This window comes from Sporosarcina limicola (genome assembly GCF_014873855.1).
GTDB classification, from domain to species: Bacteria; Bacillota; Bacilli; order Bacillales_A; family Planococcaceae; genus Sporosarcina; species Sporosarcina limicola.
This window is the reverse complement of sequence record NZ_JADBEL010000059.1, coordinates 1-5,226: the sequence shown is the minus strand read 5'-3', so window position 1 is coordinate 5,226 and position 5,226 is coordinate 1. Positions and strand designations below refer to the sequence as shown.

Below are 5,226 nucleotides of genomic sequence, written 5' to 3'. Positions count from 1 at the left end.
AGTGTTGTTTTACGTAGAAACCACATACCTAGAAAATCATTGAATTACCAGACGCCCATTGAGTGTTTCATGAGTCACATGGACGAACATGTTGACAAAGATATTTTGTCTCGCTTAATTTGACAAACCAAGTATTAAAAAAGAAAAGTTTATCTATCCTGTAAGTTTGACACCGGGAACAACCTCACCAATACAATGACCATTCCAATTGAATTCCTACAATCTATCGAGCATTATTGCAAATTTAAGCTTTGCTTGTTTGCTGGAGAGATAAATTTTTTCAAGGAAAGCTAACGACATTGCAACAGCTAAACGACTTCTTCAAACCATGGCCTGAAATGTATGATAATTCCATCTGACAACTGAGCAAACTCCAAAGAAACGGAAAAGGGTTTGGTTGAACCACGTATTCTAACTGCAAAAGAACTACAGGAACTATTCCTCGGGAAGAAAGATCAGTTCGCAAAATCTCAATTCTAAGAGTATGATGTGGATGCACCATTACGCGTGAAGAGGGTTCATGTTCGTTATAGTCCATTTGAACTTTCCCACGTTCAAATTTGGAGCAAGTGGCAAAATTTTCGAATGCAAACGTTGAGTTATGCAGAACTGAACCAGAACATGCATAGAGGGATTGAATGATGCTTGCCTTCCTCGAAATGAAAAGCCAGTGGTGTCTTCAAGATTAGATTATGCTGTAGGGCATAAACAGGTCTGTCTCCTGCCAAACGAAGCGTGGTTTTGCTCTCCAAGGCATTTCAAAGACCGGGTTGCTCTACGATAATTAAGGACAGTGGTAACAATCCTCTTTTGTCAATCTGCTCATTTGAAAACGTATCGTTGTTCCATGGCCTTCAGCTTGAAGTTTTTTCAAATGAAGCAATTACCGATTATGGCAATATACCGTTTTAGCCACGAAAACCCAATAAAATACAATAAACTGTGTATTCAACGAATGGTAGATGCTTTTCTGCAGGAGAGTAGGATTGTCGGAGAGTCAAATATACATCGTGTCATAAATGAGATGTAGGGGTCGGTTACCGATCCTTTTTTAGGCACGAATGGAGGCAGTTATAAAAAGCCATCCGCAATGATGGCGGCTGAACATCATTGCGGATGGCTATAGATACGATAAACTTTCCGGGTATGGACAATTTCTTAGCAACAAAAGTAGTACTTTTCAGTACTACTACGATATATTAATTCTTCTTAATATAATTGCTTATTTAAAACCCTCTGTATTATAAGTTGAGACTAGTTATTTATCTAAAACCTCAATAAGTCCCTGCGCCGAGCAACCTGTCTCTAATGAAGTAGGGGTATTGCAGTATGCTCTAATTGAGTAATCCCCCAAGGAAGGGGAAAGATGATTAAAACGACCCTTTTGACCAGCGCTTAAAACGTAGGATGCATAGTAGTTACCGTCATTAAATATTGTAAAGACAACCGTCTTTTTTTCCGTAATTTTCCATAACCACGCGCAAGTATTCCCCCGAATGGAGGTTTTTAACTCTTGAACTTGTAGTAGTTTTATCTTTTGCATGGAGAAAAACTTTTCTAACTCCGTTTACCCCTGTCCTTAGTATGTTGATTTCTTCATCTTCATTTTCTTCAATCCGTTTGAGTTCGTCGGTTTTACCATCTGGAATATCATTCAAACCTGACCCTTTTTCAATACTATTTGCATATGCTGCTCCTGTTGGTTACATTATTAGTATCATACCAAACACCAATAACAACATCTTTATAATTTTCATCTCCATCCCTCCACAACTCCCCTTTTTTCAAATATGTTCTACATACTACATATTATCACTCTTTATTTATATATTCCACAATAACCCAGATACCTCTTATATTTCTTGCAAATTTCCACTTCCCCCATTAATTGTGTATTATATTAACTTGCTAGTTATAGATATGATGAAATCTACTTGAGCCGTTGTATAGTGTATAGGTTTCAAATTTGTTTAAAACTTGCATATCAAAAAGATATTGTTGTCGTATAATTAACATACGGGAAACTCTATCTTGTCTAAAACTTTGCTCAATACTTACTTATTTCAACATTTATGTAGATACTACTTTTTTTCAAGGGGGGTATTACTTAGATATGGTAGTGTAAGGAAATAAGAGGCGGCACTTACCTTTGAAAGAGAAAGTCGTACGTAGCATTCGGATGTTTCGTCACGCGCGAGGATTGCTGCCTATCGAACAAGCGCAACCGGAAGATTCGCTCTTTACGACAAATACAGGACGCGCCTATTCCCCTTCGTATTTGTCGCAATATGTGAAGAAAGAGATTGCTGGACTGGAGCAGCTAAATCTATCAGATCAAACGATGAATATTACACCACATATTTTTCGACATGCCTTCGCCATCATTTCGAAGATAAACGGCGTAGAAATTTACGATATTATGCGTTCACTTGGGCATGAAGATATTGACACGACAATGATTTACTTAGAAAAGCTGTTTGCGAGGGGGAAACATGCCATCCACGCGTGGACGCCGGAACAATTTGGGCATTACATATAAAAAACTGTAGGCGCCTCTCATGGTGTTGAGGCTGCCTACAGTCTGTCATTTATGTCCACCGTTGGTTATACATCTCTTTTATTGCTTGATTTTACAGTCACGCATATAATTGTGTGGTGTGAAGAGCCCCATCGTATGATTGAACATAGCTTTACACTATATTCAATCTTTAGACCCGGCCATTCTGAAGTTTGTTAGTTCCTGTAGGGTGGAATATTCTCACCATAGCTAGTTTTTCAGCCATCCGGCATATCAGTTAACATACCTTCTCTATATGAGTGGCTCTAGCCTTCCTTCTGCCGACTTCGTACCACCTGAACCGTCCTATCCTCCGCTGTAAAGTTAAAGCTTGTTTCAAAAACTTCCTGTGTTTCCACTACAGCAGGCGATTATCACAAAACTTGTCGCTAGGTGCGCTAACACCCAGCCAATGCAGCTGACATCCGCATGAAGTGCGGTTGACTAATAAAACATGTAGTGTTACAAAGAGTAACCTCTCAAAATGTTGGTGGACTTTCGATAATATATATTACATTTGGAATAGTATTGAACCCCATGCAAGTCCGGCACCATATGCAACAAACATTATTTTATCCCCTTTTTTAATCATCCCTTGCCTACATGCCTCATCTAAAGCTATCAAAGATGAAGCCCCACCAGTATTTCCGAATCGATCATTATTGATATGTGTTTTACTTTGAGGCACCTTTAGTATATCCATAATATTACGAATGATGTTCACATTAGCTTGATGATAGATATAAAAATCAATATCATTTGCTTGTAAGTTAGCTTGGTCAAATACGTTTCTAATGGATTCAGGAACAATTGTATGTCCAAATTCCCATACAGCTTTTCCATCCATTTCCACATTATCTGAAATTGTGCCAAGTGTCCCCCCAGTCGGCCACCAGGCAGATTTAGCCATAGTACCGTTTACACCAAAATCATAGCCTAGTATCCCTTCTTTCTTCTCACAGCATTGTAAAACAACAGCACCAGATCCATCAGCTAAGAAGCAAGCTGTATTTCTATAGCTCCAGTCTATAAATTTTGTGTAAATTTCAGTACAAATCACTAAAACATTCTTAAAACGAAACGGATCAATATATTTTATTCCAGTTAGTAATGCATATGCAGAGTTTGGACAGCCCCCAACATTCATATCAAAAGCAATAGCATTTGTCGCTCCTAACTCCGCTTGAACAAAACAAGCTGTTGCTGGAGCTTTTACATCTCTATTGATTGAAGCAAGGATAATTAGATCGAGATTTTCCGCGGCTATGTCCGCATCCTCAATTGCCCTTTTCGCAGCACCGATGGAAAGTGATGAAATGTTATCGTTTGATCCGGCTACATGACGCTGTTTAATGCCATATTTGGTTTGTATCCACTCATCTGTCGTATCCATTCTTATTTCCAAGTCTTTATTAGTTAGTATCTGTTGAGGTACATAAGACCCTGTACCTATAATTTTTGCTGACCATGATTGACTCAATACAATTCAACCCCCACTTTATTCTTTTATACTTCAATTAATGAACCTAGCCACGTTATCCCTACACCAGCGGATAATGTTAAGATCTTTTCTCCACTTTTCGGGTTATATTTTTTCAACATATTATGTAAATCACATACGAATCCAGGTGCTCCTAAGTCCCCTTGATTTTCCAAGAAGGCAAGATTTGTTTTGGTTTGATCGAATTCTAGCGCATCTATTATTTTTATCATTAAATCTTTCCGACCAGTTGGAACAAGTAGGTAAGATATATCATTCATAGTTAATTTACTTTGTTCAAGAATTTCTTTCGCAACCTTAATATAGTTTTGAAGATTTACTTCTCTTAACAAAGAGGATTTCTCCACGTTGAAAATGCTATATTCGTTAGGTTGAACATGGGGATACTTTTCTCTTAACTTATCCGCAAATTCAGTTTTGTTGCTTAAAAATGCCATATCATGAAAACTGCCATCCGTGAATCCGAAAAAATCCATCAATTTATTACGTGCATTTTCTCTTTTTTCGAGTAATATAGCAGCACCAGCATCTCCAAAAATTAGACCAGCAGCAGTTCGATTTGTCGTGTACTGCTCCCATTTGTCTGCACCAACAATCAGTGCTTTTTTCCAGGTTTTTGAGTTCAACAACATTTCCTTTGCCGCTTTCATAGCAATTTGGAATCCTCCACAACCTAACATCATTTCAAAACCAAGGGCTCTTTTTAGACCTAGCTTATAACAAATTTTTGAAGAGGGGGACCAAATCAAATAATCAGGAGGAGTTGCTCCTACATATATCACTAAATCTATTTCTTCACGGATTGTCATTGACTTATCTAGTATGATGTTTGCTGCTTTTATGGCAAGATCAGTTGGGGTTTCCTCATTATCAGATACCTGAACGGACGAAACACCAATTTTATTGTATAGCTTATCCGTCATTTGACCTGTTTCAAGGAGATGTCTTGTATAATATGTCTTACTAGGTGAATAAACCTTTATACCGCTTATCCCTACAAATTCCATATAAAGCACAACCTTTACTATTCGTTTCAAATCTGTAAAGTGACCATTCAAGTACAAGAAATAGATATTAAACGACCACCCACTAAAGTAGGTGGATTTAGACATAAATGTCTGCGACTTAAAGTCGCCACTAAGACTTAAGTCTTCTCAAAGTCCATATG

The 5,226-nt window shown here is 37.8% G+C and carries 3 protein-coding genes and 2 pseudogenes; 2 read left to right on the top strand and 3 right to left on the bottom strand.

The features are described 5' to 3' along the window. Positions 1-123 (top strand): annotated as a pseudogene (locus H4683_RS20910) (IS30 family transposase); the annotation flags it as partial. 1,304 nt (positions 124-1,427) lie between these two features. Here H4683_RS20910 and H4683_RS20905 read toward each other — a convergent pair. Beyond that, positions 1,428-1,658 (bottom strand): hypothetical protein, encoded by a 231-nt coding sequence (locus tag H4683_RS20905; RefSeq protein ID WP_192600755.1) that lies wholly within the window; start codon positions 1,656-1,658, stop codon positions 1,428-1,430. Between the two features lie 479 nt (positions 1,659-2,137). Between H4683_RS20905 and H4683_RS20900 the strand changes: the two are divergent. Further along, positions 2,138-2,539, top strand: a pseudogene (locus tag H4683_RS20900) (tyrosine-type recombinase/integrase); the annotation flags it as partial. 529 nt (positions 2,540-3,068) lie between these two features. Here H4683_RS20900 and H4683_RS20895 read toward each other — a convergent pair. Together H4683_RS20895 and H4683_RS20890 are read right to left on the bottom strand one after the other, a co-directional pair. Further along, positions 3,069-4,037: a 3-oxoacyl-ACP synthase III family protein gene (locus tag H4683_RS20895; RefSeq protein WP_192600754.1), complete on the bottom strand. Its 969-nt coding sequence runs from the start codon at positions 4,035-4,037 to the stop codon at positions 3,069-3,071. 26 nt (positions 4,038-4,063) lie between these two features. Then, a complete protein-coding gene (locus tag H4683_RS20890) occupies positions 4,064-5,065 on the bottom strand; it encodes a 3-oxoacyl-[acyl-carrier-protein] synthase III C-terminal domain-containing protein (protein ID WP_192600753.1) in 1,002 nt (333 codons plus the stop codon). Between the last annotated feature and the right edge of the window lie 161 nt (positions 5,066-5,226).